We start from the raw sequence: 3912 nt of genomic DNA on the forward strand, positions 1-3912 counted from the left end.
CGTCCTGTTGTTAATACTCACCATCCGGGAAGCAGGATTACTGTCATAATAGTGAACCGTTATAGACATTTCCGGCAAGCCCTGCTGAACCGAAGGGGGCAGTTCCCTCAAGCTGAGCAGTTTTTTTCCGCTGTCAGAGCCGGCATTGCTGCCCTGTTGGTGATCTGATGAAACCCGTTTCCCTGTCTCCTGCGGCAAGAGAGACGAGCTACTCTGACCGCTCTCTCTCTTGACGGAAGGTGCAGGGCTGACGCGAACCTCCTTCTGCAAATCCTCTGTCTTAAGTTGCGAGACGAGACCCTTCTGAAGACTTTGAGCAGCTCCCTCGGCAGGCAAAGTAGTTACAGGTTTTGAGCTTGTCGAGCTCCCTTTCCCTCTCGCGGTCTCGTGAGTCACTACCCGCCAGGGACTCAGCCACCACATGAATATGCAGGCATTGAGGAGCACAGCCAGAATGAGAAGTAGTAACAAACGGTTCTTTCTTGTCTCTTTTGCTGCCGCAGCCTGGGATGTGAGCAGATTCGGCGCTGTGCCGCGCTGACGCTCCTCTTCCGATCTTCTCAGTGCGTCAAGGATATAGGACACCGCTACGGACCTCCCCGCGCGGTCAGAACCGGTTCTCTATCTCCGACCGCCGTGCTGAGGCGGATGAGGGTCCGGGAGCCCACAATCCCGTCCGGGACGAGACCTTCCGATAACTGAAATTTCTTTACCTGACTGACGAGTCGGTCGTCATAGACCGCATTTCTCAGGGACCTGGCCTGCAATCCCTGGGCACGCGCAACCTGTTCATCGAGCCACTGGACCTGACGGCCCCTGCTGCCGGGCTTGATCTCCCCCTGGTAATATGGCGGCGCCCGCCACAATAGCGTATATTCGCCAAGCCATCTGCCGGCTATTTCCTTGATCTCTGCAATCCTGCTCGCCGTCCCCACGACGAGGGCGGCGGCATCCCCGCTGACCGAAGTGAGGGCAGCATAAAATTCTCTCCCGTCATCGTCCCGGAGTTTCAAGACCATCGGCCTGTTCATCTGGAGGAGGCCGCTCAAACTCGCTGGTCCCTCGAGACAACGCAGACCGTAACCCTGAGCCTGCCTGCAGGCCGGGTTGTTTTCCTCGGGCCGATAGGGAATATCCCATCGGCCGAAGAGGGCCGCATACGCCATATCTTTGCTTTGCCCCACCGGCAGTTCGACAGACCACCGGATAGCATCAGTTTTCGCTTCCCCCATCGTGGTTTTCTGTTTTTCTGTCGCCTTCATCGCAGCGGATTGAGGTCTTGTTCCGTAAAGGGCCACTGTCAGCACAGCCACTATTGCCGAAATCACGAGTCCGGCAAAGAGCCACCTCAGTTTCCCGACCCGACCTCGTCTGCCGTTGAGTTCTCCGAGCACTTCCCGCGCCGCCTTAGTCAGAGTCGATCTGTTGACAGAATCCTTCCCCTGCGCGTAAGCCCCGAGAAGGGCCCGGTCGCATATCACATTTATCAGTCGCGGGATTCCCGAACTCAGGCGGTACAGTCTATTTACGGCAGAAGGAGAAAATAATTCTGACGACACCCCCGCAACCGACAGGCGATGGGAGACGTACGCGAATACCTCCTCCCGCGTCAGAGGTCCGAGGTGATACCGGGCCGTGATGCGTTGGGCAAGTTGCCGCATCTCAGACCGAGAAAGCAGCGTCCCGAGTTCCGGCTGCCCTATCATGATAATCTGAAGCAGTTTCCGCTGGTTCGTCTCGAGGTTCGTCAGGAGGCGAATCTGCTCCAGGACCTCAGGGGCGAGGTTCTGTGCCTCCTCGATGATCAGCACTGTTTTACGACCCCTCGAGTAGGCATCGAGCAGGTATCTGTTGATGCAATCCACAAAGACCTTAATACTCCTATTGCCCTCGGGATATCGGATACCGAGATCGTCACAGATGGCTGCGAGGAGTTCATCGACGGTCAATTTCGGGTTGAGGAGAAAGGCGACGTCCGTGCCCTCCGGAAGTTGCTCGAGGAGGCATCGACAGACAGTCGTCTTCCCCGTTCCGACTTCTCCGGTGAGCAGGACGAAGCCTCCGTCGCCGGTGATGCCGTATACAAGATGGGCCAGGGCTTCCCGGTGCTGACCGCTGAGGTAGAGATACCGGGGATCTGGCGCGATAGAAAAGGGGAGTTCCTTCAGTCCAAAGTGCTCTCTATACATGCGAATGCCTGTCTCTCATTCCGGCAAGAATCGAACTCCTGCCGGATTCCTTTAAAAGAGTAATACAGATAGAGGGAAAAACACAATACGTCCCTTCTCGGGATTCCGTACTGAAAAGATTGGGAGAGTGACGGTCGGCCCGGCGCCTCCGGAGAATCCTATTCCTTCTTTTCGTCTCTGATCTTGAGCATCGGCTCATAATGGCCTGTTTCGAGCTTCGCCATATATCTCACGACATCAAAACTCGTCAGCATTCCCACAGGCCATTTCGTTCCCACATGGGGGTCGACAACGATCAGGTGATAGTATTTCAGCCTTTGCATCACTTCTATCGCCTTCTCGATCGGCCACTGAGGATCGATCTCTATCCGGTAGGGCTTCATAATCCGGCCCGCCTTCAGGACGTCAAGATTCTCGCCGTAGTGCCGGATCATCTCTCGGTACGTGATCAAGCCCCATACCTCTCCCCGTTCGTTAACCACGACGACGGAACGGAAATGGTTGTTTTCCATCATTCGCGCCACATCCTTCACCGTGTCATCCGGATAGCACGAGATCACGCCCTTATGCATGAGGTCGCAGACCCTCACGGATTTGCTTCCCCCTCTTCCCTTTTCGCCATTCTCGCGATGAGGTCTCCCGCGCAGAGGAGGCCGAGCACCGCCTTGCTTTCGGGCTGATCGGCGATGACGATGAGATGTTCGATCTTGTTTTTACTCATCGCGGTGATCGCCTCCCGGAGAGGCGTGCCGGCGGTGGCTGTGACAATCGAGTGGGAATGAAGAATGTCTTTCGCCCTCGTGAGGTCGAGGTCCCTGCCGAAGGCATCGATAATGCTATCTGCAGAAACGAGACCCCTCACTTCGTGGTTACTATTGATGACCGCACAGTAGCGGACCTGATTGACAACCATGATCTGCGCGATGTCTCTCAGACTCGTCTCTTCATTGCAGGTGATAGCACCGCGCCGCATGAGCTGCCGCACATGCTCCTCCATCTTACCTCCCTCTAACAATCCTGCCGTTCAAACATTACCTTGTCTCTCCGTGAAATAAACGAGGATGAGATATCATATCATGCTGCGACACTTTTGGTAGAGAAGTTTCAGGAAAGCCGCGGTAACGATGACTGCACTGCATGGAGCGAACGAGACCCTAAGAGAGCCTTTAACGCCCGGACGGCGCGCTCAGGAGTCGGATAGGTCGGGATCCCCGCACGGTCGATGAGGAGGGAAAGCCTCTTCGCAATTCCACCGGGCGCTATATTGCAGACAAGGGGCTTTTGAAGGGTTCGCCGAAAATCCCGCAACAGTGACGAAAGCGCATAGGTGATGCCCCAGACATTCGGTAACGCGATGATCAGGAAGCCGTCATAGTCATCCCTGAGTTCATTGAGTGCCGCGAGATAATCTCCGTCCTTGACCTGAGCGGTGAGGTCAAGGGGGTTACTAATCCCGAAGAAATCCGGAAACACTCGGATCAGTCGTTCTTTTTTCTCCGAGGGCAGTTGCGTCACATCGAGTCCCTGTCTCATGCACTCGTCGGCCGCCAATACTCCAGACCCGCCGCCGTTCGTGATGATCAGAATCCTATTTCCCGACGACGGTTTCTGATAAGAGAGGGCCTTTGCCGCATCGGCGAACTCATCAAAATCGACCGCCTCCCGAATTCCAAACTGTCGCAGGATCGAATGAAAGACCTCGTATCTCCCGGCGAGCCTTCCC

Annotated in this window: 5 protein-coding genes; all 5 read right to left on the reverse strand. The window is 55.6% G+C overall.

Features of this window, described 5'->3' with window-relative positions; all coding sequences use genetic code 11:
- On the reverse strand, positions 1-585 hold a 585-nt coding region (locus VEI96_00005; protein HXX56362.1), incomplete at its 3' end, for a hypothetical protein.
- Between the two features lie 2 nt (positions 586-587).
- Entirely contained in the window at positions 588-2189 is a 1602-nt protein-coding gene (locus VEI96_00010; protein ID HXX56363.1) for an AAA family ATPase, read from the reverse strand.
- A 158-nt stretch (positions 2190-2347) separates the two neighbouring features.
- Positions 2348-2761 (reverse strand): CBS domain-containing protein, encoded by a 414-nt coding sequence (locus VEI96_00015; GenBank protein HXX56364.1) that lies wholly within the window; start codon positions 2759-2761, stop codon positions 2348-2350.
- Positions 2762-2775: 14 nt separating this feature from the next.
- A complete protein-coding gene (locus tag VEI96_00020; GenBank protein HXX56365.1) occupies positions 2776-3186 on the reverse strand; it encodes a CBS domain-containing protein in 411 nt (136 codons plus the stop codon).
- A 107-nt stretch (positions 3187-3293) separates the two neighbouring features.
- Positions 3294-3912 (reverse strand): hypothetical protein (locus VEI96_00025; GenBank protein HXX56366.1); only part of this gene is annotated, 619 nt, incomplete at its 5' end.

It is taken from the genome of Thermodesulfovibrionales bacterium (assembly GCA_035622735.1).
Taxonomy (GTDB): Bacteria; Nitrospirota; Thermodesulfovibrionia; order Thermodesulfovibrionales; family UBA9159; genus DASPUT01.

Excerpts from the sequence above, each read along its gene's own strand:
- VEI96_00015 (HXX56364.1), bottom strand. The coding sequence starts at position 2,761 with ATGCATAAGGGCGTGATCTCGTGCTATCCGGATGACACGGTGAAGGAT.
- VEI96_00020 (HXX56365.1), bottom strand. The coding sequence starts at position 3,186 with ATGGAGGAGCATGTGCGGCAGCTCATGCGGCGCGGTGCTATCACCTGC.
- VEI96_00010 (HXX56363.1), bottom strand. The coding sequence starts at position 2,189 with ATGTATAGAGAGCACTTTGGACTGAAGGAACTCCCCTTTTCTATCGCG.